This is a genomic window from Collinsella sp. HCP28S3_E9 (assembly GCF_052065455.1).
Taxonomy (GTDB): domain Bacteria; phylum Actinomycetota; class Coriobacteriia; order Coriobacteriales; family Coriobacteriaceae; genus Collinsella.
Map to the genome: position 1 here is coordinate 1 of NZ_JBQHTZ010000045.1, position 580 is coordinate 580.

1 protein-coding gene is annotated in these 580 nt (G+C 70.5%); it reads left to right on the forward strand.

The features are described 5' to 3' along the window. Nucleotides 1-107: 107 nt before the first annotated feature. A partial coding sequence (locus ACTNA2_RS09085; RefSeq protein WP_441049390.1) for a transposase occupies nucleotides 108-580 on the forward strand: 473 nt, incomplete at its 3' end.

Sequence of the window (580 nt, forward strand, 5' to 3'; positions counted from 1 at the left end):
GCGGTCTCGAAGATCCCCAGGTCGGCCGCCGACTCGGCCTCCAAGAACGACAGGAACGACGCCGCCAGGATGGCCAAGGCGATACTCGCCCACGACATCTCCCCCGTATGGTCCCCTCCCCCGAGGTCGAAGGCATCAGGGACCTCGCCGGCGCCTACGACGGGGCGACCGCGCGCCTGGCGACCGCCAAGCAGCGGCTGCTCGCCTTCCTCGCAAAGCGGGGGTTCGTCTACGGCGGCACCACGCCCGCCGGCAACCCGAGGAAGTACTGGACCTACGACTTCCTGAGGTGGCTCGACAAGGTCAGGCCGGAGGACGATGGCGGGGTTCGGACGCTCGCCGCCCTGAGGAACGAGGTCGAGGCCGCGGCGGAGGCCCGGGCGGACCTGCTCTCCGAGTACAGGGCCGCCGTGGATGCCAGCCCGATCGCCGCGGAGGTGGCCGCCCTCCAGTCGATCAAGGGCTGCGCCTTCGCGCTGGCCGCAGCCTTCTCGGCCGAGGTCGGCGACTTCACGAGGTTCCGTTCCGGAAGGCAGGTCACGGCCTATTTCGGCCTCGCGCCGAGTCAGAGGTCGAGTGG